Origin of the sequence: Stutzerimonas sp. FeSN7, from assembly GCF_030263795.1 — a bacterium.
GTDB classification, from domain to species: domain Bacteria; phylum Pseudomonadota; class Gammaproteobacteria; order Pseudomonadales; family Pseudomonadaceae; genus Stutzerimonas; species Stutzerimonas stutzeri.
Genome location: NZ_JARPMN010000001.1, coordinates 2,788,957 through 2,813,478, shown reverse-complemented (window position 1 = coordinate 2,813,478; position 24,522 = coordinate 2,788,957). Strand labels below are relative to the sequence as shown.

Annotated in this window: 19 protein-coding genes, 1 tRNA gene and 3 pseudogenes; 9 read left to right on the top strand and 14 right to left on the bottom strand. The window is 62.0% G+C overall.

All coding sequences use genetic code 11. From position 1 onward, the window contains the following. Positions 1-118: 118 nt before the first annotated feature. The gene (locus tag P5703_RS13140; RefSeq protein ID WP_279642009.1) at positions 119-838 is read right to left on the bottom strand and encodes an FMN-dependent NADH-azoreductase; all 720 of its coding nucleotides are present in this window, start codon (positions 836-838) and stop codon (positions 119-121) included. 115 nt (positions 839-953) lie between these two features. Here P5703_RS13140 and P5703_RS13135 point away from each other — a divergent pair. Beyond that, positions 954-1,760: pseudogene (locus P5703_RS13135) on the top strand (LysR substrate-binding domain-containing protein); the annotation flags it as partial. Between the two features lie 43 nt (positions 1,761-1,803). Here the strand turns inward: P5703_RS13135 and P5703_RS24050 are convergent. Continuing rightward, a complete protein-coding gene (locus P5703_RS24050) occupies positions 1,804-2,301 on the bottom strand; it encodes an IS66 family transposase (RefSeq protein WP_502989187.1) in 498 nt (165 codons plus the stop codon). A gap of 283 nt (positions 2,302-2,584) precedes the next feature. Beyond that, the gene (locus P5703_RS24045; protein ID WP_502989190.1) at positions 2,585-3,349 is read right to left on the bottom strand and encodes a transposase; all 765 of its coding nucleotides are present in this window, start codon (positions 3,347-3,349) and stop codon (positions 2,585-2,587) included. Between the two features lie 81 nt (positions 3,350-3,430). Between P5703_RS24045 and P5703_RS13125 the strand changes: the two are divergent. After that, a pseudogene (locus P5703_RS13125) lies at positions 3,431-4,457 on the top strand (IS30 family transposase). 34 nt (positions 4,458-4,491) lie between these two features. Here P5703_RS13125 and tnpB read toward each other — a convergent pair. Next, positions 4,492-4,851 carry an IS66 family insertion sequence element accessory protein TnpB gene (tnpB, locus tag P5703_RS13120; protein WP_023098947.1) on the bottom strand — a complete coding sequence of 120 codons (360 nt, stop codon included), beginning with the start codon at positions 4,849-4,851 and terminating at the stop codon, positions 4,492-4,494. Between the two features lie 82 nt (positions 4,852-4,933). Here tnpB and P5703_RS13115 point away from each other — a divergent pair. Further along, positions 4,934-5,038: pseudogene (locus P5703_RS13115) on the top strand (LysR family transcriptional regulator); the annotation flags it as partial. A gap of 75 nt (positions 5,039-5,113) precedes the next feature. Here the strand turns inward: P5703_RS13115 and P5703_RS13110 are convergent. The 5 genes from P5703_RS13110 to P5703_RS13090 all read right to left on the bottom strand — a co-directional run bounded on the left by P5703_RS13110 (position 5,114) and on the right by P5703_RS13090 (position 11,891). Further along, a complete protein-coding gene (locus P5703_RS13110) occupies positions 5,114-5,557 on the bottom strand; it encodes a hypothetical protein (RefSeq protein ID WP_234492601.1) in 444 nt (147 codons plus the stop codon). A 54-nt stretch (positions 5,558-5,611) separates the two neighbouring features. After that, positions 5,612-6,733, bottom strand: a complete 1,122-nt coding sequence (locus tag P5703_RS13105; protein WP_125862442.1) for an ATP-binding protein — start codon at positions 6,731-6,733, stop codon at positions 5,612-5,614. After that, positions 6,730-7,368, bottom strand: a complete 639-nt coding sequence (locus P5703_RS13100; RefSeq protein WP_234492600.1) for a DNA-binding transcriptional response regulator — start codon at positions 7,366-7,368, stop codon at positions 6,730-6,732. Before P5703_RS13100 ends, P5703_RS13105 begins: the two co-directional genes overlap by 4 nt. A gap of 94 nt (positions 7,369-7,462) precedes the next feature. Next, on the bottom strand, positions 7,463-8,710 hold the full coding sequence (locus P5703_RS13095) for a ribonucleotide-diphosphate reductase subunit beta (protein ID WP_061374396.1): 1,248 nt from the start codon (positions 8,708-8,710) through the stop codon (positions 7,463-7,465). A gap of 301 nt (positions 8,711-9,011) precedes the next feature. Continuing rightward, the gene (locus P5703_RS13090; RefSeq protein ID WP_279641949.1) at positions 9,012-11,891 is read right to left on the bottom strand and encodes a ribonucleoside-diphosphate reductase subunit alpha; all 2,880 of its coding nucleotides are present in this window, start codon (positions 11,889-11,891) and stop codon (positions 9,012-9,014) included. Positions 11,892-12,591: 700 nt separating this feature from the next. Here P5703_RS13090 and P5703_RS13085 point away from each other — a divergent pair. Both P5703_RS13085 and P5703_RS13080 read left to right on the top strand, forming a co-directional pair. Beyond that, positions 12,592-13,308 (top strand): winged helix-turn-helix domain-containing protein, encoded by a 717-nt coding sequence (locus tag P5703_RS13085; protein ID WP_011912800.1) that lies wholly within the window; start codon positions 12,592-12,594, stop codon positions 13,306-13,308. 11 nt (positions 13,309-13,319) lie between these two features. Next, on the top strand, positions 13,320-14,921 hold the full coding sequence (locus P5703_RS13080) for an ATP-binding protein (RefSeq protein ID WP_020308106.1): 1,602 nt from the start codon (positions 13,320-13,322) through the stop codon (positions 14,919-14,921). 125 nt (positions 14,922-15,046) lie between these two features. Here the strand turns inward: P5703_RS13080 and P5703_RS13075 are convergent, their stop codons facing one another. From P5703_RS13075 to P5703_RS13065, 3 genes are all read right to left on the bottom strand, one after another. Continuing rightward, entirely contained in the window at positions 15,047-17,491 is a 2,445-nt protein-coding gene (locus P5703_RS13075; RefSeq protein WP_020308105.1) for an acyl-CoA dehydrogenase, read from the bottom strand. Positions 17,492-17,603: 112 nt separating this feature from the next. Then, positions 17,604-18,743 carry a mechanosensitive ion channel family protein gene (locus tag P5703_RS13070; protein WP_285587312.1) on the bottom strand — a complete coding sequence of 380 codons (1,140 nt, stop codon included), beginning with the start codon at positions 18,741-18,743 and terminating at the stop codon, positions 17,604-17,606. A gap of 127 nt (positions 18,744-18,870) precedes the next feature. Next, the gene (locus P5703_RS13065) at positions 18,871-19,227 is read right to left on the bottom strand and encodes a rhodanese-like domain-containing protein (protein WP_019405836.1); all 357 of its coding nucleotides are present in this window, start codon (positions 19,225-19,227) and stop codon (positions 18,871-18,873) included. Between the two features lie 359 nt (positions 19,228-19,586). Here P5703_RS13065 and P5703_RS13060 point away from each other — a divergent pair, with 359 nt between their 5' ends. Further along, a complete protein-coding gene (locus P5703_RS13060; RefSeq protein ID WP_048329495.1) occupies positions 19,587-20,099 on the top strand; it encodes a hypothetical protein in 513 nt (170 codons plus the stop codon). A 20-nt stretch (positions 20,100-20,119) separates the two neighbouring features. Here the strand turns inward: P5703_RS13060 and P5703_RS13055 are convergent, their stop codons facing one another. Both P5703_RS13055 and P5703_RS13050 read right to left on the bottom strand, forming a co-directional pair. Then, a complete protein-coding gene (locus P5703_RS13055) occupies positions 20,120-20,548 on the bottom strand; it encodes a DUF1810 domain-containing protein (RefSeq protein ID WP_279641951.1) in 429 nt (142 codons plus the stop codon). 182 nt (positions 20,549-20,730) lie between these two features. Next, positions 20,731-20,820: transfer RNA gene (locus P5703_RS13050), tRNA-Ser, on the bottom strand. Between the two features lie 202 nt (positions 20,821-21,022). Between P5703_RS13050 and P5703_RS13045 the strand changes: the two genes are divergently transcribed. From P5703_RS13045 to P5703_RS13035, 3 genes are all read left to right on the top strand, one after another. Continuing rightward, positions 21,023-22,309: an HD-GYP domain-containing protein gene (locus P5703_RS13045; RefSeq protein ID WP_106443447.1), complete on the top strand. Its 1,287-nt coding sequence runs from the start codon at positions 21,023-21,025 to the stop codon at positions 22,307-22,309. A 129-nt stretch (positions 22,310-22,438) separates the two neighbouring features. After that, positions 22,439-23,128 (top strand): crotonase/enoyl-CoA hydratase family protein, encoded by a 690-nt coding sequence (locus P5703_RS13040; protein ID WP_013982422.1) that lies wholly within the window; start codon positions 22,439-22,441, stop codon positions 23,126-23,128. Positions 23,129-23,269: 141 nt separating this feature from the next. After that, positions 23,270-24,490, top strand: a complete 1,221-nt coding sequence (locus tag P5703_RS13035) for an aspartate aminotransferase family protein (protein WP_017245727.1) — start codon at positions 23,270-23,272, stop codon at positions 24,488-24,490. Positions 24,491-24,522 lie beyond the last annotated feature (32 nt).

Here is a 24,522-nt window from a genome sequence, read left to right as displayed (position 1 = left end):
GGGGCAGGCAGGGGAGAGGGAAGTCGGTTCCGTATCGCCGCTATGAGCGGGAGGCTCCGCCCGGTCGCGGCGACCGAACGCCGCTTCGCTCGCGTCGTCCGGCCGCCATACAGGCTCGCTAGCTCGCTTCTGCCTGGCGCTGGCTGACGCGGGGGCGTGGCGCGGCGACGGTGCTCTGCAGCTCCGCCACCAGCGCATCCACCTGACGCAGCGCCTCGGCCACCGAATTGGCCAGCAGCTCGCCCCCCACCTCCTGACCCTCGATGGCGATCTGGTGGATGCGGGTGATGCCAATGAACCCCAGTGCGGTCGCCAGGTTCGGCTCCAGATGGTTCATATGCGCCATCGCCCCTCCGGGGCCGAAGCCTACGCCGCCCCGGGCGGTGAGGATGACCGCGTGCCGCTCCCGATCCGCCAACATGGGCACGTAGGGATCAAGCGGGTTGCTCTCGTCCAGCCCGACCGTGCGGTTCAGGCGCACCACCTGATCGATCCAGGCCTTGAGCGCCGCCGGCATGCCGAAGTTGTAGAGCGGCGTGCCGATGACCAGCACATCGGCGGCCAGCAGTTCGTCCACCAGCCTGTCGCTTTCGGCCAGGGCATCCTTCATCCAGGGTTGTTGACGCTCCTCTGGCGTGAAGGCCGACGCGATCCAGTCGTGGCTGACGAAAGAGGGCGGGTTCCGGCCGATGTCCCGGTAGGTCACGCCATCCTGCGGGCGACGCGCCAACCATCGACTGACGAAGCGCTGGCTGAGGTTGCGGCTGTGAGAACCGTGTTCGTCCTTGCCGGCAAGGCCGGGGCGGGCGCTGGCGTCGAGGTGCAGAAGATGTGTCATGGCGATTCTCCTGTGATTGAATTCATCTGTCGTTCGCGGTAAATCCAGCCTAGGGCTAGGCTGTACGAGCGACAAACGACCATTTCTTCCAACTACAGATGAGACAAACTCAGCCATGGCACACCGCCGCTTACCTTCGCTTTCTGCGCTGCGAGCCTTCGAAGCCGCCGCCCGGCACGAGAGCGCCAAACAGGCTGCGGAGGAGCTGTCCGTCACGGCCACGGCGATCAGCCACCAGATTCGCTCGCTGGAGGAGTCGCTCGGCGTGGCGCTGTTTCTGCGTAAACCGCGAAAGCTGGAATTGACCGACCAGGGGCGCGAGCTGCAACAGACGCTGGAAACGGCCTTCGACAGCATCAGCGCCACGGTCGAACGCCTCAATGCGAGGCCCTGCCGCCAGGCGATCACCCTCAGCACCACACCGGCCATCGCGGTGCGCTGGCTGGTGCCCTGGGTCTGCCTGCTACGCGATTCGCATCCGGATATCGATCTGCGCTTCCACACCTCCCATGAACCGGTTGCGCTGGATGGCGTCACGGCGGATATCGCCATCCGCTACGGCGATGGCCGCTGGCCGGGGCTGGTGGCAGAGAAGCTGTTCGACAATACCTTCGTCCCGGTCTGCAGCCCGCACCTCGGCTTGCGGGATGTGGCCGAGCTACCCAAACACCCGTTGATCCATTTCCGTGCGCAAGCCGCCTTGTCCGCTCCAATTCATTGGGCGTCGTGGCAAAAGCTCGCCAACGTGCCGGGGCTGGATGTGAGCGCCGGGCTGGTCTTCTCCGACGAGACCCACGCCATCTCGGCCGCCATCGGTGCGCAGGGCGTGGCGCTGATGAGTCGGCAGTTGATTGAGGACGAACTGAGGGAAGGGCGGCTGGTGCAACCGTTCGGGCCGGAGATGGAGGGCAAGCCGTTTCATCGTAAGCGCTCCATAAACCCCGTCCTGGCGGACGGGTTTGTTTTCAGGAAGCAGAGGCAGAAGCTGGCGAGCAGTTCCACGGCAGCAGCGCTTCGTAGTCTTCGACGCTCTGTGCCGCAGGCAGGTGTTCAAGGATGTGGCGCAGCCAGGCGTAGGGCTCCTGCCCGTTGGCTTTCGCGGTTTCGATCAGGCTGTAGATCTGCGCGCTGGCCGTGGCACCCTTGGGCGTGTCGCTGAACAGCCAATTCTTGCGGCCGATGACGAACGGTCGGATGGCGTTCTCGGCGCGGTTGTTGTCGATCGGTAGATGCCCACCTTCGATGTAGCGCACCAGCCTGCTCCAGTTGCTGGCCAGGTAGTTCACCGCCTTGCCCAAGGCCGTCTGCCCAGCGACCTGCGGCTGGGTTTTGTCCAGCCAGGCCTTGAGTTGGTCGAGCAGCGGCTGGCTGCGTTGCTGGCGGACGGCCAGGCGTTCGCTGTCGTCGACCTCTTTAAGATCGCGCTCGATGCCGTAAAGCTTGTTGATCAGGTTCAGCGCCATGTCGGCACGGCCGGTCTTGCCCTTGGGCTGCACTTTCTGCGCCTCGACGAACTTGCGCCGCGCATGCGCCCAGCAGGCCAACCGCTCGATGCCCTCTTGCACGGCCACGGCGTTGTAGCCGGCGTAGTCGTCGGTCATCAGGTAGCCGCGGTAGCCATCGAGCAGGCGTAGCGGCACCTCCTGCGCACGGCTGGCTGTGTAGTCGAAAAGGATCACCGGCTTGTCCGGCGGCCCACCGCTTTGCACCCACATCCAGGATTGTGCCGAGGGGTCGCGTCCCGGTTCATGCCAGCACCTGCAGACGCGTTTCGTCGCAGTGCAACACGGGGTATTCGAACAGTTTGTCGCGCATCAGGTTGAGCAGCGGTTGCAGTTGCTCGCCACTTTGGATCACCCAACGCGCCAGCGTCTGCCGTGGGATGTCGACGCCGTGGCGGCTGAGCATCCTCTCGAAGCGGTACAGCGGGATGCCGTCGGCGTACTTGGTGGTCAGCAGCATCGCCAATACGCTGGGGCTGGCCAGGCTCTTCTCGATCAGTTGGGCCGGCTTGTCGGCGATGACCGGCGCAGCTTCGCAGGCCTTGCAGGCATAGGTCTTGCGGATGTGGCGGATGACCCGCACCTGCATCGGGATGATCTCCAGCTGCTCGCTGGTCTCCTCGCCGATCACCTGCTTGCAGGCACCGCAGACGCAGGTGCGCTCATGCTCGGGCAGCTCATGGATGACCTCCACACGCGGCAGGTTGGCCGGCAGCGGCTTGCGTTTGCCACGGCGCTTGACCGGCGCAACGACTTCTTCGGCTTCGGCTTCGGCTGGCTCGGCGGCCAGCGCTTCGATCAGCTCTTCGGCCTCGTTGAACATGGCCAACTGCGGTGAGTCGGCATCTTCAGGGCTGCGCTCGGACTTGGGCGAGAACAGCTTGTGGCGCAGCAGGGCGACCTGTTCTTGAAGTTGTTCTATGCGAGCATCTTTCGCAGCCGCCTGTTCACTGGCCAGCAGCAGTAAATGCTTGAGCAGGATTGGGTCGTCAGGAAGGGATTCGGGCACGGCGATCATGGCCGTGGATTATACCAGGCGGCCGCGAAAACTGAGTGCAACACCTGACCTTTCCGGTACGGTGCTGCCCCTATGTCCTATTCCGAACTCAGCGTCGAAGAGCGCGCCATCATTCAACTCAGTCAAGCTCAAGGCTTCAGCCTGCGCGGCATTGCTCGCCTGATTGACAGGTCGCCCTCGACCATCAGCCGAGAGCTGAAGCGCAATCGAGGCAGTAGTGGTGCTTACTCGGCCCGCTGCGCCCAGCAACAGATGAACATTCGGCGCCAGGTTTGTCGCCCCAAGCGCAAGCTTGTGCCGGGCAGCGAGCGCTTCGAACTGGTGGCCCACATGCTGCGTAAGCGTTTGTCTCCCGAGCAGATTGCCGGCAAGCTGCGCAGCATGACCATACCCAACCTCAGAGATGCCTACGTCTGTCGTGAGACGATCTATAACGCGATCTATGCCTTGCCGGTCGGCGAGTTGCGCAAGGAGCTGATCGTCTGCCTGCGCCAAGGCAAGACGACGCGCCGGCCGCGCTCTGGTGGCGTGGATCGGCGCGGCCAGATCCCTGAGATGGTCAGCATTCATGTTCGCCCGCCAGAGATCGAAGACCGGCTGATGCCGGGGCATTGGGAGGGCGACCTGATCAAGGGTAAGGCCAACGCCTCGTCGGTAGGCACGTTGGTGGAGCGCACCAGTGGCTACCTGATGCTGATGAAGATGAACGACGCAACGGCGACCTCGGCGATGGAGGGCTTCAGTGCAGCGCTCGACAGCATGCCGCTGGCGATGCGCAAGAGCATGACCTACGACCAGGGCCGGGAGATGGCGCGGCATGCTGAAATCACCCAGCAGACAGGGGTCGCTATTTACTTCTGCGACCCGCACAGCCCCTGGCAGCGCGGTAGCAACGAAAACATCAACGGCCTGATCCGCCAGTACCTGCCCAAGGGGACTGACTTGTCGGTACACAGTCAAGAGCAATTGAATGCCATCGCCTTGGAGCTGAATATGCGCCCGTAAACGCTTCGATTTCAAGTGCCCGATCGAAGTCATGGGCGAGGTGATGCAGGAAGCCATGGCTATGCGGCATCATGCTCCAGCTTCAAATCAATAACCGTGTTGCACTCAGCTTCTGCAACCGCCCCAGCTCAGGTCACGAAGCGCGGCGTCAGTATCTGGTGCGGGCGGTTACGCCACAGGTCGATGCCGTCGAGCAGCCAGTTCAGTTCGTCGACCGTCAGCTCAATGGCCTCGTCACCGCCATCGGGTTTGGTCTTGAAGCGCTCGGCTTCCAGACGCTTGAGCCACAGGCAGAAGCCATTGCGCTCCCAGTAGAGAATCTTGACCTGGCTGCGGGTGCGATTGAGGAACACGAACAGCACCGGGTTGAACACTTCCACCTTGATGTCCAGCTCGACCAGCGCAGCCAGTCCGTTGATGGATTTGCGGAAGTCGACAGGCTTGGGATACAGATAAACCTTTTGGACCTTGGCGTCGGGACGCATCATGGGATGAACTCCAGAGAAAACAGGAGTTCAGCATCCGCTGATCTGCGGGCTATAGGCAGGTGGGGTTTATGGAGCGCTTACGTTTCATCTCGTGTACCCGGAGAGCCGTCGGGATGATCCGACGGTTCGGGCGGTGAGGGAATGGGTGATGGCCGTGCCGGGTGGGTTGTGTGAGCTGACTGGCTAATTCGCCGCAGCGCAGGGTGGAAAACGGCGAAGCCTTTTCCACGAGCGTTTTCCAGGCTATCTCGCTACTCGCCTGTTATTTTATACGGCAAGTGCCGGAATAGAACGTGCGGAGGGTGTCAGGTGTATATATAAATGGGTAACCGTTCTTCTCAATTTCTTCAATCGCGGACAACCATACATGTAAAGTGTTTACACCTGAAGTGAGTTCGCCATCGTGGCTGATAACGACGTAGGACTGATGGCTGCTTACTTGGTCCTTAACGATTTTCTCTAGTGAGTGGCTGTTATTAAGAGGCTCGCCAAGGATATTGCCCGATATACGGTCGACGTGAAAGATCTTTCCTACCTTGTTTTTATCAAACCATTCTCCGTCGTTGAACATCCCATATCTGTCCATCGACCTGACGTCCTTTATCGTACATTCTAGGCTGGAGAAGTGAGGAGCTGCCAGCGCTGTGGTATTAATCGTAAAGACTGCTGCTATGATGAGGAAAATTTTAATTATAGACTGTTTCATTGTTGATGCTTCTCCATTGCTTTATAGCGTCGTAGTGAATTTAAGGCTACTCGCTCATCTCCAAGTATTTGTTGGTATTCGGATGGAGAATACGGTCCAGTGTCCTTGCCGTTCTTTAAGTTGTGGATCCTGCTCCATTTCGATAACTGTTCCAATGCGGTTGGCTATTAACTGAGAGATATATAGTCCATAGCCCGCGCCTTCCTCCTGGCTTTTGATGGCATCTCTCGCTCGCTTGAAAGGCTGGAAGATCAAATCCCGTTCGTCGTCGCGGATTCTAGGACCGTAAGACCCGACGAGAAAAAGTACATGGTCTTGTTCGTCAGAGAAGAACACATCTACTTTGCCATTTTTTTTGGAGTACTTATGGGCGTTATCTAGAAATGTCTGCACAATCACTGAAATCGCTTCAGGGTTGGCGACTATATTTTTGTAGTTCGTGCCGCTGACCTGAAGGTTTATCCCTTTTTTCTTGAATAGGTCGGTGTAGAGTCGTATGTATTTTAATGTCAGTCCGTGAAAGCGAAAGGAGACTTTTTCGCTCTCGCGCGTAATCCAATCGGGATTTAGGAGGTATTTAGCAACATTGAGCTTTTCCTGTAGAAACTTACTGGCCCAATAGATTGCTTGCTCTTGTTGTGAGGCCTTTTCTAATTTCTGCTCGAAATCGTTACCGGAACAGTTTGTCTCTATTATCACGTTTATATTTTGTGAAATAGTTGCGTTGATTTGCTTGTAGTCATGAACGAAAGATAACCCTCGAAGAATGTCTTCGCGTATTTCGTAAATGAACTCATCCTTGAATGATTCTGTGTTTAGAAATTCTTCGCGGGCTTCGTTTTTTAAGGCTTCCTGGACTTGTTGTTTTTTGCTGGACAATCCCTTCAGAAAGGCAATTTGTTGATTAAGCTGATGTGTGCTTATTGCTTGACTTTTCGATTGTTTCAGATTTTTCGATTTGGCTGGGGAAGACGACGAGTGATCAGGGCAGATAAAGCCAGCGAGAAAGAGATCGTCAATTTTTACGTAATTGAATCCATAAGAACATAACGAAATTTCCGGTGTTGCGAACTGGCATTCCTGGGTTTTGCACGTGTGGCATCTGTCTGGCCACTTCATTATTTGTCCGTCGTTCTTTTTCCCTTCGCTGTGGCTGGGTAGCGCAATTTTGTTCATATTGTCATTACCGCTATGGCAGTTTGGATAACTGCAATGACAAGTTGTGCGTCTTCTTTTGATAGGCCTTTGGTAGAGTTTTTTGTGGGCGTAACATCTCCAATTATCATAGAGCTGCGCGCCGCTTCGATTATGCGCGTTTTTTCAGAAGAGCTCAGGGTGCCTAGGTTTTCGATTTTATTGATGTAGAACTCAGGGTTGAATCGCTGGGCTAAGAGTTCATCAACAGTTCTTTTGAACTCTACGTAGTCCTGGCTCTTTGCTAGTTTTCGATCAGCGAGGTCGAAAAATTGCTGATATTTCAAAGACCAATCTGCATTTGAAAATGCGATGACTATTTGCGCGGGCGACTGGGAGCGGATATGTTTGAGTATTCCAAATCCCTCTTCCTCCGACTCTGCCTGGCCAACTCCTTGAATGTCTAGCAGGATCAAGTCGTAGAAATTGTTTTCGAGCTTCTCAAGGCTCTGAATGTCATCCCACTTTTCGACGGTATACCCGTCTCGCTTGAATAATGGCTCATAAGCGAAGTCATTGTCGTCGATGACAAGTATTCGGGCTCGTTTCTTGATCTCGTCGAGGCTCGGCGGCGTAAAGGTGTTTTTGGAGGTTTTCCTGTTAAACGGCCACATCATTGTGAGTCCTTGCGTAAAAAAGCCCCGATTTAGACGGGGCTTTCTTAAAAAACCAGCGTCCATGCAGGTTTGAATTGTCTACGAGGGGAAAGCCTTAATCCCAGCTCAACGCCCCACCAGTCTGATACTCAATAACCCGCGTCTCGAAGAAGTTCTTCTCCTTCTTCAGGTCCATAATCTCGCTCATCCACGGGAACGGGTTGGTGGTGCCCGGGTACTCTTCCTTCAGGCCAATCTGCGTTAGACGGCGGTTGGCGATGAACTTGAGGTAGTCCTCCATCATTGCGGCGTTCATGCCGAGGACGCCACGGGGCATGGTGTCGCGGGCGTATTCGATTTCCAGCTGGGTGCCCTGGAGGATCATCTGGGTCGCTTCGTCCTTCATTTCGGCGTCCCACAGGTGCGGGTTCTCGATCTTGATCTGGTTGATCATGTCGATGCCGAAGTTCAGGTGCATGGACTCGTCACGCAGGATGTACTGGAACTGCTCGGCGGTGCCGGTCATCTTGTTGCGGCGGCCCATGGAGAGGATCTGGGTGAAGCCGCAATAGAAGAAGATGCCTTCGAGTACGCAGTAGTAGGCGATGAGGTTCTTCAGGAACTGCTTGTCGGTCTCCGGGGTGCCGGTCTGGAAGGTCGGGTCGGAGATGGAGCGGGTGTACTTGAGGCCCCAGCTGGCCTTTTTCGCGACGCTCGGGATCTCGTGGTACATGTTGAAGATCTCGCCTTCATCCATGCCCAGCGACTCGATGCAGTACTGGTAGGCGTGGGTGTGGATCGCCTCTTCGAAGGCCTGGCGCAGGATGTACTGGCGGCACTCGGGGTTGGTGATCAGGCGGTAGGTGGCCAGCACGAGGTTGTTGGCGACCAGGCTGTCGGCGGTGGAGAAGAAGCCGAGGTTGCGCTTGACGATGCGGCGCTCGTCTTCGCTGAGGCCGTCCTTGCTCTTCCACAGGGCAATGTCGGCGTTCATGTTCACTTCCTGCGGCATCCAGTGGTTGGCGCAACCATCCAGATACTTCTGCCAGGCCCAGTCGTACTTGAAGGGGACGAGCTGGTTGAGGTCGGCGCGGGCGTTGATCATGCGCTTCTCGTCGACGCGCACGCGGGCGGCTTCGCCTTCCAGTTCGTTGAGGCCTTCGCGCACGTCCAGCTCGTCCAGCGCGCGCTTGGCGCGGGCGATGGCGTCGGAGTCGTCAGCGGCAACGGCGCGGGCTTCTTCTACGGAACCGGCGGCTTCGTTGTCCAGCTTGGCGGCGGTCTGGCTTGCCGGCTGCGCGGCAGCGGTGGCCGGCGCGGCGGTGGTGGTTTCTTCTTCGTCGAATTCGTCCCAGCTCAGCATGTGCGATTGCTCCTGATCGGGGACCGGGGCTTGGCCGGTCGGATGTATTTGGGTGGCTTTTGGTTTGCACGCAAAAGCGCGGAATTGTTGGTCATTCCTGACCGTGGGAGTGGGGGCAGGGTGGATGCGCAAAGCGGCATCCACCCTACGAATCAGCACCACTCGGTGCGAGGGCGGAGCTGGGCGAGTGAGCGCAAGGCGCCTGTCGAGTCGGAACCCCTGAGCGTACAGTTGTACGTGATGGGGTCCGGCTCGGCAGGCAACGCGGCGATCGCCGTCCAGATGCGTCCGCCTCCCTTTGTTACTGGCAGGCTTCGCAGTCGGGGTTATCGATGGAACACGCCAGCGGCACCGGAGCCGGCTTCGGCTCTGCAGCCGGCGCGGCGCTGGCGGAGTTCGCCGCCTCGCTGCCACCACTGGACACGGCGTTCAGCTTGCCGGTGTTGATGGTGGACTTCTCGGTGCTGGTCGCGGCCAGGGCACGGAGGTAGTAGGTGGTTTTCAGGCCACGGTACCAGGCCATGCGGTAGGTCACGTCGAGCTTCTTGCCCGAGGCGCCGGCGATGTAGAGGTTCAGCGACTGGGCCTGGTCGATCCACTTCTGGCGGCGGCTGGCGGCGTCGACGATCCAGCGGGTCTCCACTTCGAAGGCGGTGGCGTACAGGTCTTTCAGATCCTGCGGGATGCGCTCGATCTGCTGTACGGAGCCGTCGTAGTACTTGAGGTCGTTGACCATCACCGGGTCCCACAGGCCGCGGGCCTTGAGGTCGTGGACCAGGTACGGGTTGATCACGGTGAACTCGCCGGACAGGTTCGATTTGACGTACAGGTTCTGGTACGTCGGCTCGATGGACTGCGACACGCCAACGATGTTGGAGATGGTCGCGGTCGGGGCGATGGCCATGATGTTGGAGTTGCGGATGCCTTTCTTCACGCGCTCGCGGATCGGCGCCCAGTCCAGCGATTCGGACAGGTCGACATCGATGTACTTCTGGCCACGGGCCTCGATGAGGATCTGCTGGGAATCCAGCGGCAGGATGCCCTTGGACCACAGCGAGCCGTCGAAGCTGGAGTAGGCGCCGCGCTCGTCGGCCAGGTCGCAGGAGGCCTGGATGGCGTAGTAGCTGATGGCTTCCATGGACTGGTCGGCGAAGTCGATGGCGGCATCGGAGCCGTAGGCGATGTGCTGCAGGTACAGTGCGTCCTGGAAGCCCATGATGCCCAGACCCACCGGGCGGTGTTTGAAGTTGGCGTTCTGCGCCTGCGGCACGCTGTAGTAGTTGATGTCGATGACGTTATCGAGCATGCGCACAGCGGTGCGCACGGTGCGCTCCAGCTTGGCCGAATCCAGCTTGCCGTCGACGATGTGGTTGACCAGGTTGATCGAGCCCAGGTTGCAGACGGCGATCTCGTCCTTGTTGGTGTTCAGGGTGATCTCGGTGCACAGGTTGGAGCTGTGAACCACGCCGACGTGCTGCTGCGGGCTGCGCAGGTTGCACGGGTCTTTGAAGGTCAGCCACGGGTGGCCGGTCTCGAACAGCATCGAGAGCATTTTGCGCCACAGGTCTTTGGCCTGGATGGTCTTGAACAGCTTGAGCTTGCCGTACTTGGTCAGCTCCTCGTAGTACTCGTAGCGCTCCTCGAAGGCCTTGCCGGTGAGGTCGTGCAGGTCCGGCACGTCGCTCGGGGAGAACAGGGTCCAGGGGCCATCGTCGAACACGCGCTTCATGAACAGGTCGGGAATCCAGTTGGCGGTGTTCATGTCGTGGGTGCGGCGACGGTCGTCGCCGGTGTTCTTGCGCAGTTCGAGGAATTCCTCGATGTCCAGGTGCCAGGTTTCCAGGTACGCGCAGACCGCGCCCTTGCGCTTGCCGCCCTGGTTGACCGCCACGGCGGTGTCATTGACCACCTTGAGGAAGGGCACGACGCCCTGGGACTTGCCGTTGGTGCCCTTGATGTAGGCGCCCAGCGCGCGCACCGGGGTCCAGTCGTTGCCCAGGCCGCCGGCGAATTTGGAGAGCAGGGCGTTGTCGCGGATGGCGTCGTAGATGCCGCCCAGGTCGTCCGGCACGGTGGTCAGGTAGCACGAGGACAGCTGCGGACGCAGGGTGCCGGCGTTGAACAGGGTCGGCGTCGAGGCCATGTAGTCGAAGGACGACAACAGGTTGTAGAACTCGATGGCGCGGGCTTCTTTCTGCTCTTCCTCGATGGCCAGGCCCATGGCGACGCGCATGAAGAAGATCTGCGGCAGCTCGAAGCGGACGTTGTCCTTGTGGATGAAGTAGCGGTCGTACAGGGTCTGCAGGCCGAGGTAAGTGAACTGCTGGTCACGCTCATGGTTGAGCGCGGCGCCCAGCTTGGCCAGGTCGTAGCTCTTGAGCTTGGAATCGAGCAGTTCGAACTCGACGCCTTTCTCGATGTAGGCCGGCAGGGCCTTGGCGTAGAGATCGGCCATCTCGTGGTGAGTGGCGGACTCGGCTACGCCGAGGAAGCCCAGGGCTTCGGCACGCAGGGTGTCCATCAGCAGACGCGCGGTGACCTGGCTGTAGTTCGGCTCACGCTCGACCAGGGTGCGGGCGGTCATCACCAGGGCGGTGTTGACGTCCTTCTCGGCCACGCCGTCGTAGAGGTTCTTCAGGGTTTCGCGCTCGATCAGGGCGCTGTCGACCTCGGCCAGGCCTTCGCAGGCTTCCTTGATGATGGTTTGCAGGCGGCCCATGTCCAGCGGCTGCAGTTCACCGCCGGCGGTGGTGATGCGGATGCTCGGGTGCGGCTGGGCGATGTCGCTGCCGGCGCTGGCCTTGCGCTTGTTGGCCTGGGCTTCACGGTAGATCACGTAGTCACGGGCAACCTTCTGCTCGCCGGCACGCATCAGGGCCAGTTCGACCTGGTCCTGGATTTCTTCGATATGAATGGTGCCGCCGGACGGCATGCGACGCTTGAAAGTGGCGGTGACCTGCTCGGTCAGGCGCGCGACGGTGTCGTGGATGCGCGACGAAGCGGCGGCGGTGCCGCCTTCTACTGCGAGGAAGGCCTTGGTGATGGCGACGGTGATCTTGTCATCGGTATAGGGGACGACAGTGCCGTTGCGCTTGATCACGCGCAGCTGGCCCGGGGCGGTAGCCGCCAGATCCGGTGCATCGGCTGATAGCGGGTTCTCGCGAGTGGATTGGTTTTGCATGGGGGCTCCGGATTCTCTTCTGGTCGCGGTTCTATCTGTCTGCGGGCTCGATTGAGCACGGCGTTGTCTGTTGCATAAGCCATGCCCCGCATGGCGGGCGCATGTGTGTCGCAAGGAAAACGTGACCCTGGCCATTCGCTGGCGGAGTCGGTGTCCGGAAGGATAATCAGGATGGAGGAACTGTCAACACAATATGTTGTGTTTTGTCGTGGCTCCGAGCACAGCTACTAGATCCGGGCTTGAAGTCGTCATGGCGGCCTTGCGGTCTTGCTGTTGCGCTTGACCTGAGGCGCCGAACAATGTTGCAGAACTGATCGGGAGGAGGGCTGCGCGCCCGGCTCGATATTTCTTCACTTGTGTCGTTTCGCGTGCCAGAACCCAACATCTAGGGGCTGAGACGCGCAGAGGCGACAAGATAATGCTGGCTCGGGGCCAATGCAAGACCGCCTCCGGGGATAAGCTGTGGATAAGGTGTGAGCCCTTTGTGGGTTAAAGCACAGCGCCCGGCCACAGCCCGCATGGCTTCGGCGCCTGCGCGAAAGCCGACGAAATACGCACCGCCGGGCGCATTTTCACGGATTGGGCCGACACTAGATGTTGTGTTTGCCCCTGCACGTTTTTTGTGCATCGTGCGCGGGCAGGCGTTAGGTACAATGCGCGCTGTTCGGTTTGTGGCCTGACGCGTAGACAGGGGGCGGGGATGGAACAAGAGACGTGGCGTATTCTCATCGTCGAGGACGATCGGCGACTGGCCGAGCTGACGCAGGAGTATCTGCACGGCAATGGCGGCTTCGAGGTGTCGATCGAGTCGGACGGCGCCTGTGCGGTCGAGCGCATCATCGAGGAGCGTCCGGACCTGGTGGTGCTCGATCTGATGCTGCCCGGCGAAGACGGCCTGTCTATCTGCCGACGGGTGCGCGACCGCTACGATGGGCCGATCCTCATGCTCACCGCGCGGGCCGATGATCTCGATCAGGTGCTGGGGCTGGAAACCGGCGCCGACGATTACGTCTGCAAGCCGGTGCGGCCGCGGCTGCTGCTGGCGCGCATCCGCGCCCTGTTGCGGCGCCGAGAGGCGGAAGTGCCGGCCAGCGCCAAGCGCCTGCAGTTCGGCCCGCTGGTGATCGACAGCGCCCTGCGCGAGGCCTGGTTGCGCGAACACCAGATCGAGCTGACCGGCGCCGAGTTCGATCTGCTCTGGCTGCTCACGTCCAACCCCGGGCGCATCCTCTCCCGTGAAGAAATCTTCGCCCAGTTGCGCGGCATCGAATACGACGGCCAGGACCGCTCCATCGATGTGCGCATTTCGCGTATCCGCCCGAAGATCGGCGATGACCCGGATCACCCCAGGCTGATCAAGACGGTGCGCGGCAAGGGCTATCTGTTCGTTTCCGAAGCGGCTGCGGCGCTGGTGTAGCGCCGTTCTCCATGAATTCGATCTTCCTGCGCATCTACGGCGGCATGCTCGGCGTGCTGGTGCTGGTCGCGCTGCTCGGCGCCGGCGGGCTGCATCTGCTCAACCAGTTTCGCGCCGACGATCACCGCGAGCGCCTGGCCAGCGGCACCTTCCGCCTGATGGCGCACAACATGAGCAGCATGACGCCCGTCGAGCGGCGCCAGGCCGCCAACCTCTGGGGGCGGCTGCTGGGCATTCCGCTGCGGGTACGGACGCTGGACGATGTCAGCCTGGATAGCCGGCTGGAGGCGCGCCTTCTACGCGGGCAGGTGCTGGTCGAGCAGATCCGGCCGCGCAGCACCACGGTATTCAGCCTGGTCAGCGCCCGCGATCGGCTGGTGCTCACCGGCGAGGTGGAGCAGCTGAGCGAGCAGCTGGCGCGCGCCACCATCTATCTGCTGATCGACGAGCTGATCCGCTATCCCGAAGCGGAGCAGCCCAGGCGGCTCGCCGAGCTGAAGCAGGCGCGCGGCTTCGGCTTCGATCTGGAGCTGCTGACCCGCGACAATGCCAACCTCGACGACGATCAGCGCAGACGCCTGGACGAAGGCGATACCGTGATGGCCCTGGCCCGCGGCGGTGATGCCGTGCGCGTGTTCGCCGCCATCGCCGGTACGCGCTGGATCATGCAGCTCGGCCCGCTGCATCAGATGAATCCCTATCCGCCGCAGCTGCTGGTACTGATCGGTGTGCTCGGGCTGTCGCTGATCGGCCTGACGGTCTATCTGCTGGTGCGCCAGCTCGAGCAGCGCCTGAGCGTGCTGGAAAGCGCAGCCACGCGCATCGCGGCGGGCAATCTGGAAACCCGCGTGCCGGATGTCGGCACCGACTCGGTGGGCCGACTGGCGGCGGCCTTCAATGGCATGGCCAAGCATCTGCAGCGCTTGCTGGCAGTACAGCGGGAGATGGTCAGCGCCGTCGCCCACGAGCTGCGCACTCCCGTCGCGCGCCTGCGCTTCGGCCTGGAGATGACCGCCGAGGCCCAGACCGACGAGGCGAGGCAGAAGTACCTGGCCGGCATGGATGGCGACATCGATGACCTCGATGCGCTAGTGGACGAGATGCTGGTGTATTCACGGCTGGAGCGCGGTTCGCCGAACCTGAGTTTCCAGCAGGTGGAGCTGGGGGCGCTGGTCGATCAGGTGATCGGCGAACTGGCCCCCTTGCGCCCGGATATCAGCGTCGATCGCGGCGAGTGCGTGGTCGCCGAAGACGGCAGCGGTTGGGCCGATGCCGAGCCTCAATACCTGCGCCGCGCGCTGAGCAACCTCATCACCAATGCCATGCGCCATGCCGAGCGACAGGTACGGGTCAGCTTCGTCATCAACGGGCAAACGGCGCGGCTGGATGTGGACGACGACGGCCCCGGTGTGCCGGAAGCGGACTGGGAAAAGGTCTTCACGCCATTCCTGCGTCTGGACGACAGCCGCACCCGTGCGTCGGGCGGGCATGGGCTGGGCCTGTCCATCGTGCGACGCATCATCTACTGGCATGGCGGCCGTTCCCAGGTCGGGCACAGCGAGCTCGGTGGCGCGCGTTTCAGTCTGGTCTGGCCGCGACAGCACGTGGATTGAGCTGACGTTCCCACAGCTGTGGCAGGGCGGGCTTCAGCCCGCTGGAAGCTGTGGCGAGGGCGAGGGCTGGTGGGCTGAAGCCCACCCTACGCGAATGCTACGTAGTGCCCGCGCCCCAATCTCCATCAACGAATCCGGCCTTCATCCAGCGTCAGCTCTTCCTTGGCGAAGTCATCCACGTCGATCACCTTGCGGCGCGCCAGCTCGGCCATGCGCAGCTGTTCGGCTTCGGCCGGATCGAGCGCGCCGGCGGTCAGCGCTGCATCGATCGGATGTTCGCCCGGCAACGGTCGCAGCGTGCCGCCTTTCATCGCCCTGGCCAGCTTCTTCGCCGCACCCTGGCTGGCGGCCAGGGCGTCGAAGGCATGCTTCAGCGCGCCCAGAGGCTGCTCGGGGTCCTGCGGGCGATACATGCCGTCGAGGATGCGCTCCAGCGCCGGATCGCCCTCGGGGCGGCCGAGCAGAGCGGCGACTTCGGCATCCAGCGCGTCGGACGGCCCCTTGTGCCGTGCACCGAAGGGGAACACCAGGGCATGCAGCAGGTGCCCGAGAATGCGGTTGGGGAAGTTGGCCAGCACTTCCTGCAGCGCGCTTTCGGCTTTCTCCAGGCAGTCCTCCAGCGCCCAGCGCAGCAGCGGCTCCTGTTCGGCCGGGTGGCCGAGGTCGTGGAACTGCTTGAGCGCAGCCGAGGCGAGGTAGAGATGACTGAGCACGTCGCCCAGGCGCGCGGACAGCCGTTCGCGACGCTTGAGCTCGCCGCCCAGCAGCATCATCGACAGATCGGCCAGCATGGCGAAGGCTGCGGCGATGCGGTTGAGCGCGCGGAAGTAGGGCTGCGTCACGGCGGTGCCGGGCACTCGCCCCATCAGGCCGAAGCTCAGGCCCAGCAGCAGGGTGCTGGCCGTGTTGCTGACGGCGAAGCCGATGTGCTGCATCAGCAGGTCGTCGAACTTGTTCACCGCGGCGTCGCGGTCCGGCTCATGGACCAGCTCCATTTCCCGCAGCACGAACGGATGGCAGCGGATCGCGCCCTGACCGAAGATCATCAGGTTGCGCGAGAGGATATTGGCACCTTCCACGGTGATGGAGATCGGCGCCGACAGCCACATCCGCCCGAGGTAGTTGTTCGGGCCGAGGATGATGCCCTTGCCGCCGTGGATATCCATGGCGTCGGTGATGCAGGCGCGGCCGCGTTCGGTGAGGTGGTACTTGAGAATGGCCGACAGCACCGAGGGCTTTTCGCCCAGGTCGACGGCGTTGGCGGTGAGGATACGTGCCGCGTCCATCAGCCAGGCGTTGCCGCCGATGCGCGCCAGCGGTTCCTGGATGCCTTCGAAGGCGGCGAGCGGCACGTTGAACTGCTCGCGGACCTGTGCATAGCGACCGCTCACGTAGCTGCAGACCTTGGCGGCGCTGGTGCCGGTCGCCGGCAGGGAGATCGAGCGGCCGACCGACAGGCAGTTCATCAGCATCATCCAGCCTTTGCCGATCATGTCGCGGCCGCCGATGATGGCTTCCAGTGGCACGAAGACGTCCTTGCCCCAATTCGGCCCATTCATGAAGGCTGCGCCCAGTGGCAGATGGCGACGGCCGATCTCAACGCCGGGCGTGTCGGTGGGGATCAGTGCCAGGCTGATGCCGAGCTCTTCTTCATCGCCCAGCAGGTGGTCCGGGTCGTAGGTCTTGAAGGCCACGCCGAGCAGCGTCGCCACCGGGCCGAGGGTGATGTAGCGCTTCTCCCAGTTCAGGCGCAGGCCGAGCACTTCCTCGCCTTGCCATTGGCCGCGGCAGATCACGCCGCTGTCGTTCATGGCGCCCGCATCGCTCCCGGCGTAGGGGCCGGTGAGGGCGAAGCAGGGGATGTCGGTGCCGTTGGCCAGGCGTGGCAGGTAGTGGTTGCGTTGCTCCTCGGTGCCGTAGTGCATCAGCAACTCGGCCGGGCCGAGGGAGTTGGGCACCATCACGGTGCTGGCAAGGTCGCCGCTGCGGGTGGCTAGCTTCATCACGATCTGCGAATGGGCATAGGCGGAGAAGCCCTTGCCGCCATATTCCTTGGGGATGATCAGGGCAAAGAAGCCTTCGGCCTTGATGTAGTCCCAGGCGGCGGGCGGCAGGTCCATCCGTTGGGCGATGTCCCATTCGCTGGCCAGCGCACAGAGGGTTTCGGTTGGGCCGTCGAGAAAGGCCTGTTCTTCATTCGTAAGACGGGCCTTCGGATAGCCGAGCAGGGTGTCCCAATCCGGGCGGCCGCTGAACAGCTCGCCATCCCACCAGACGGTGCCGGCGTCGATGGCGTCGCGCTCGGTGGCGGAAATCGGCGGTAGGACTTTCTTGAACCAGTCGAACATAGGGCCGCTGAAATAGCGCAGGCGCACATCGGCGACGAGCAGTGGCACGGCCACGGCGATCAGCACCAGCCAGAGCAGGAGCACCACCACCCCGGAGGTTTCCGCCGCGGTCATGAAGATCAGGTAGGTGGCGACGATCGCCAGTGCCAGCCGGGGCGCTACGCGCAGGTGGGCGAGCACGGCGATGCCGAGCAGGAGTACCAACAGCCAGAGCAGCGTCATGAGTCTTGTCCTTTATGGGTGAAATGCTTCCGTCTTCAGCATAGGCGCTCGCGGCCGAGCGGGCGTGGGACGCGGTGTCGCCGCAGGCCGTCGGCCTGCGGCGGGTGATTCATCAGGTGCTGGGCTGGATCCCGCGCGGTTGGCTTTCGGCATCGCCGGCGGGCTGGTTGGCCGCTTTCTCCTGCGGCACACCGGCCACGCTGACCTCGGGCAGTCGCCCGCCAATGAACTCGACGCTGCGGGTCGGGAAGGCGAACTGCACGTCCATTTCGCGCAGACCTTCGAGCAGAGCCAGGTTGATCGCCTGCTGGGTGTCCATGTACCGGTTGTAGTCCGATACCTGCATGATGTAGACGACTTCGAAGGTCAGCTGGCTGTCGTCGAACCCCAGGAAATGCGCGCGATCGAACTTGGCCACCTCGATGCCCTCGATGATGCGTTTCACCAGGGCGGCGACTTCCTTCACCTTCTCTGTCGGCGTGTTGTAGGTGATGCCGAACTTGAAGACGATCCGCCGCGTGTTCATGCGCTTGTAGTTGTGCACGATCTGGCGCAGCAGGTCGGCGTTGGCGATCACCACCTGCTCGCCGCTCAGGGCGCGGATGCGGGTGGTCTTCAGGCCGATATGCTCAATGTTGCCGGCCACCTCGCCGAACACCACGAAGTCGCCGATCTCGAAGGGCTTGTCCACGCCGATGGACAGCGAGGCGAAGATGTCGCTGAGCAGCGTCTGCACGGCCAGCGCGATGGCGATACCGCCGACGCCGAGGCTGGCGATCATGGCGGTGATGTCGACGCCCAGGTTGGCCAGGATCGACAGCAGCATCATGGTCCAGACCACGATGCGGATCATGATGCCGATGATAGTCGTGGTCACCGGATTACGCGCCTTGCCGTCGCGGGTCAGGCTCTCCATCCACAGGCGCACGCCGGTATCCATCCACAGGGCGATCTGGAACGCCAGGGCGATGAACCAGCCATGGGACATGGTCGATTCCCAGCGTGGCGACAATTCGACCGTCTTCAGGGCGATGAGCAGTGAGAAAGCCAGGATCAGCAGGTTGCTGGTGCGCGAAAGCAGTTCAGCTGCGATGCCGAGAAACTTGGTCTTCGCTCCGGTCGCCAGCTTGCTCAGGCGTCGGGTCACGATGCCTAGAATGGTGCGCAGGACCAGAAAGCTGGCGATGGTGATGCCCAGCACGATGGCCAGGTTGATCCAGAAAGTCTCGTTTAGCAGGGCGTCCCAGTTCATCCAATCCTCCGGTAAGGGTGCGCATGAATGCGGCGAAGACCACGTTTTTCAGTGGTCCTCGCTGCGCAGAAGTTCCCTTGTCGGTGGTCTGCCGAAGGTGGGTGCCTAGTGCGGCGTGAGAGCAGGATCAGTCGGGGCTGAACGCCGGGGCGAGCGTTTCGTAGGCGCCGGCGTTGACGACGCGGCTGTAGCCGAGCCCCTCGAGAACGTCCTGGGCGGCCGAAGAGCGTCGGCCGCTACGGCAATAGACGACGATGGGCGTGTCTTTGGCGGGCGCCAGGGCACCGATGTGTCGGGCCAGGTCCGGCGTCTCGATGCGAACCGCGCCGGGCAGGGCGCCTTCGGCGAACTCGTCCGCGGTTCGAACATCGATCAGCACGGTTTCCGGTTGCTGCAGGAGCTTGAGGGCGGCGGCCTGGTCGATCTCGCCGGCGTTGGCGCCGAAGCCGAGAGCGCCGAGCAGCAGTAGGGTGAGAGCGCGCATTATCGGACTCCTCGCGGCGCGCTGTGGGGCGCGCTCAGCTGAATATGCGGGACAGGTTTGGCAGGATCAGGATCACTGCCGTGGCGATCACGATCAGTGTCGCCTCACGAAATTTCTTCTGCTTGAGCATGACATGGCCTTTTATTCTTTTGTGTAGCGGATTGTCGCCTTGTCGCGATGGCTGAGACGGCACGCGGCCCGCGGTTTCCAGAAAGCTCTCCGCGAAAACGAGACGCGCTGATCATTCGGCCCTGGCGGAAAGATGCAAGCAAGTTCCACACCAGCAATCGGGCTGAAGAAGGGAGCCAAGCGCATCCTCAGGTTGTCTTCCATGAGTAGACAGAACTGGAGGGCTACCGATGAACAAGCCAATGCTATCGCTGTTGGTGCTGCTCAGTGCCGCATCCACCGCCGCCTTCGCCCAGCAGCAGGACATGACGCTGCAGCAGGAGCGTGATCAGATGGGCGCCGATTTGGAGGACAATCGCCAGCAGATCGGCCGGGATATCAACCGAATCCGCGAGTCGGATGCCTCGCAGAATCAGACGCAGGGCATCAATCGCGGCGGCGTGCAGAGCGATGCGATCAATCCGCAGCCGAACGTTCCAGGTACCGCCAACCCGCCGGCCGGGACCGGCTTGCCCAGCGCCCAGGACAATATGCAGCAGCCCAGTGGTGGTGCCGGGACTGCCCCTGCACCCGGCGCAACCCAGACTCCGGGCACGCCAGGTGGTGCCAATGGAAACGCCAGCCCGGGCGGCGTCACCCCGCCGGGTGGATTGGGAACAGATGACGGTAACGGTGCTGCCGGATCCAGCAGTGGCGGTGCGGCGACCGGTGGCCCGACTGGCGGTGCGGCCGGGCAACCTTGATCGGTGCTGACGCTTCCTGATCAGCAGCCGTCCAGGCGTTCCAGCGTCGCCCTGTCCGGCTGACCGTCGAAAAAGGCCTGCAGGGCGTCTTCGAACAAGGTTGGCTGCTGCGCGGTCCGGGCGAACAAGGTCATGCAGGAGTGGAACTTGAGATCGTCCGGGCTGCCCAGAATCCGGTGCGCGCTGGTGGCCCGGTGTTCGAGCATAGCTTGGGTGCAGGCCTGCAGGCGGGGCCCGAGCAAAGGGTGTTGCAGATAGGCGAGGGCTTCGTCCCGCCCGGAAATGGCGTAGCGCTGCGCCATGGCGCTACGGCCCAGCCCATGCAGTTGCGGGAATACGTACCACATCCAGTGCGTCCGTTTTCGCCCGGCGCGCAGCTCCTGCAGCGCCTGTTCGTAGTGGTCGCGCTGGGCATCGACAAAGCGCTGCAGATCAAATGGGTCGTTCATGGGCAAGGCATCCCGTCGTGAAGCAACGCCTTGAACATGCTACAGGTGGCGGGGACTGGCAACGGCTGCTGGACATGCGGCGGGGTGGTCGCCAGTCATTGAGTGCGAGGCAGCCATGACGACAGGCACCCCGAAACGAAAAAGCCCCTGACTTCTTGGAAGTCAGGGGCTTTTCTTCGATCTGGCGGTGAGGGAGGGATTCGAACCCTCGATACGATTTCTCGTATACACACTTTCCAGGCGTGCTCCTTCAACCGCTCGGACACCTCACCGGATCGACGGAGGTTCATGTCCGTCGAGGCGCGCTAATGTAATCGAACGAATGGCCTTTGGCAAAAACTTTTTTAACTTATTCATGCGCTTAACAAATCCGCTTCGCTCGGGTGATGGGCTGCACGTTCCGCTAGACTGAGTTGCAACCTCGGCGTTCGCTTGGGTTATGTTGAAGGCAAGCGAATGGAGCGCGGCTGTCCCATGAGACTGACAAGCGAGTCAGACAACCATCCCGATACCTTGGTGGTGCCTACCCGACGTCGGGTGGCGGTGGCCAACTTGGAACTGGGCATGTTCGTCTGTGAGCTGGACCGTCCATGGAGCGAAACGAATTTCGCCTTTCAGGGATTTCCACTGCTCACGCCCGACGAGATGCGTGCCGTGCGCGAGTGCTGCCTGTATGTGTATGTCGACGATACGCGGCGGGTTCGGTTACAGCACGGCGCACCCGCCGCCGTGGCGCCGCGCGAACGCAAGACCCCGCAGCGGCCGCAGCAGCCACTGGCCAGCGAGATAGAAGAGGCTCGCGCGGCTTATCGGGACGGCTCTGAGCTGATCGAACAGGTTCTCGCCGACGTGCAGCATGGCCGAGTGATCGACACGCGGGCCTGCCATGGCGTGGTCAAGCGCAACCTGGCGAGCATGCTGCGCAATGAAAGCGCGATGCTCTGGCTGATCCGGCTGAAGAGCAAGGACCTGTATACCAGCCTGCACTGCCTGTCCGTTTCGATCATGGCGATGGGATTCGGCAATCACCTCGGCCTGGCGGATGACAAGCTGCAGCTGCTGGGCATGGCCGGACTGCTGCATGACGTTGGCAAGATGCGCATCGATCCCGAGATTCTCAACAAGCCGGGCAAACTCAGCGCCGAGGAATTCGATCTGATCAAGCGCCATCCGGCGTTCGGGCTGGAGGCGCTACAGGCGCAGCCGGGCATACCTCAGGTGGCGCTGCAGGCCGCCTACGGTCATCACGAACGGCTCGATGGCACTGGCTATCCGCTTGGCTCCGGGCCGTCACAGATTCCCTACATGACGCGCATCATCACCATCGTCGATGCGTTCGATGCCATCACCAGTCATCGCGCCTACGATTACGCGCGACCGGTGCAGTCGGCGTTCGAGATCCTGCGCAGCGCCAGTGGCCGGCAATTCGACGAGGAGCTGGTGCGCGAATTCATCCGTTGGCTCGGCGCCTTCCCGGTCGGCACGCTGGTCGAACTGCACACCGGCGAAGTGGCGGTGGTGGTCGAAAAGCACGAGCAGCTGCAGCTGCGCCCGCGGGTCGTGGTGCTGCGCGATGCGGCAAAGCAGCGCTGCACGCCGCGTTATCTGGACCTGGCGCGGATCACCGTGGACGAGGAGGGCACGCCTTATCGCATCTGCGGTGGGCTGCCCGATGGCTCCTTCGGTTTGCATATCGCCGATCCGGAGTTGCAGTCGATTCTGCATCCGCAGGCCCTGGCCGACTTCGAACTGGACGCCTGAGCCCTGGCATCCGACCGCCTGCGCCGCCGTTTCCAGGCGCAAAGCGTGACCGGCCGGTCGGTCATCGTGCTTTACCTGAACCCGGGTGCTGGGTAACGTCTGCGCACTTCAAGAACAAGGAATCTCGTCATGACTGAGCTGGTCTCCTACCAATTCGAAGACGGCGTCGCCACGCTGACGCTCTGCAACGGCAAGGTCAACGCGCTCTCGCCTGCGGTATTCGAGGCGCTCAATGCGGCGCTGGATCGCGCCGAGCAGGACCGGGCCATCGTCATCCTCACCGGCCAGCCCGGCATCCTTTCCGGTGGCTACGACCTCAAGGTCATGACCTCTAGCCCGCAGAATGCCATGGCACTGGTCGCCACCGGCTCGACCTTCTCCCGCCGCATGCTGGCGCATCCATTCCCGATCATCGTCGCCTGCCCGGGGCACGCCATCGCGAAGGGCGCCTTCCTGCTCTTGTCGTCGGATTACCGCATCGGGGTCGAGGGCCCTTTCCATATCGGCCTCAACGAGGTGCAGATCGGCATGACCATGCACCACGCTGGTATCGAGCTGGCACGTGATCGCCTGCGCAAGTCGGCATTCCATCGCTCGGTGATCAATGGCGAGATGTTCGACCCGGCAGGCGCAGTGGATGCCGGCTTCCTCGACAAGGTAGTGCCAGCCGGTGAGCTGCTGGCGGTGGCCAAGGCGGCTGCCGAGCAGCTGAAAAAGATCAACATGGTGGCGCACAAGAACACCAAGCTGAAAGTGCGCAAGGCGCTGCTGGAGACGCTGGACCAGGCGATCGCCCTGGATCAGCAGCACTTCGGCTGACCCGGCAGGCCCACTGCGCGAGAGAATTTCCGTTCGAGTGCGCACGAGGGCCGGCCCTGCGTTTACACTGCGCAAGTGACGCCCCGCCGATGGCGGGGCGTTTTCATTTCTCATTCAGTGTCGCCTCGCAGGAGAGCCCCGATGTCCGCCCCGCACACCCCGGTAGAACGCGCCGATTTCGACCAGGTCATTGTTCCCACTTTCGCCCCCGCCGCCTTCGTGCCGGTGCGTGGTCTGGGCTCGCGAGTATGGGATCAGAGCGGTCGAGAACTGGTGGACTTCGCTGGCGGCATCGCGGTCAACGCCCTGGGCCATGCCCATCCGGCCATGATCGCGGCACTGACGGAGCAGGCTGGCAAGCTCTGGCATATCTCCAACATCTATACCAACGAGCCGGCGCTGCGCCTGGCCAAGAAGCTGGTGGCGGCGACCTTCGCCGACCGCGCCTTCTTCTGCAATTCCGGTGCAGAGGCCAACGAGGCGGCGTTCAAACTGGCCCGTCGCTACGCCCATGATGTGTACGGCCCGCAGAAATTCGAGATCATCTCGGCGCTCAACAGCTTTCACGGCCGCACCCTGTTCACCGTCACGGTGGGCGGGCAGTCGAAGTACTCCGATGGCTTCGGGCCGAAGATCGAAGGCATCACTCACGTGCCTTACAACGACCTCGAAGCGCTGAAGGCGGCGATCTCCGACAAGACCTGTGCCGTGGTGCTCGAACCGATCCAGGGCGAGAGCGGCATCCTGCCGGGCGAGCAGGCGTACCTGGAAGGTGCACGCCAGCTGTGCAACGAGCACAACGCGCTGCTGATCTTCGATGAGGTGCAGACCGGTCTGGGCCGTACCGGTGAGCTGTTCGCCTACATGCACTATGGCGTCACGCCGGACATTCTGACCAACGCCAAGAGCCTGGGTGGCGGCTTCCCGATCGGTGCGATGCTGACCACCAACGAGATCGCCGCCCATTTCAGCGTCGGTACCCACGGCACCACGTACGGCGGCAATCCGCTGGCCTGCGCGGTGGCCGAGACGGTGCTGGATATCGTCAACACGCCGGAGGTGCTGGAGGGCGTCAAGGCCCGCCACGAGCGCTTCAAGGCCCGGCTGTTGCAGATCGGTGAGCGCTACGGCGTGTTCAGCCAGGTCCGCGGCCGTGGCCTGTTGATCGGCTGCGTGCTCTCGGATGCCTGGAAAGGCAAGGCCGGTGCATTCTGGGCCGCGGCGGAGAAGGAGGCGCTGATGGTGCTGCAGGCAGGGCCGGACGTGGTTCGCCTGGCGCCGAGTCTGATCATCGACGAAGCTGACATAGACGAGGGGCTGGATCGTTTCGAGCGCGCCATCGCGACGCTGACCCAGGCCTGATCAATCCTGCGCGGTGCCGAAAAGGGCATCGC